The sequence below is a fragment of the Enterobacter sp. UNJFSC 003 genome (genome assembly GCF_036903355.1).
In the GTDB taxonomy this organism is placed as follows: Bacteria; Pseudomonadota; Gammaproteobacteria; order Enterobacterales; family Enterobacteriaceae; genus Enterobacter.
Genome location: NZ_JBAKHK010000202.1, coordinates 1 through 263, shown reverse-complemented (window position 1 = coordinate 263; position 263 = coordinate 1). Strand labels below are relative to the sequence as shown.

Below are 263 nucleotides of genomic sequence, written 5' to 3'. Positions count from 1 at the left end.
CGCCCGCAGGCGGTTTCACATAAAACATTTTGCATCAGCGACCAATCACCACAACCTGACCACCGTCCCCTTCGTCTGCCGTGCTGATCTCCTGAGAAACCACGCGTGACCCCACGCGCATTTCCCCGTACAGAACAGGCAGAACATTGCCCTGGGCAACCATGTTATCCAGTGAGGAGAAATAGGTGTTCTGCTTACCGTTATCCGTTGTCTGTATACGGGGAGTTCTGGCTTTCGGTGCCAGCATCTGCGCCACACCACCG

1 pseudogene is annotated in these 263 nt (G+C 55.5%); it reads right to left on the bottom strand.

The features are described 5' to 3' along the window. Window positions 1-34: 34 nt before the first annotated feature. Window positions 35-263 (bottom strand): annotated as a pseudogene (locus tag V5P19_RS23790) (tail assembly protein); the annotation flags it as partial.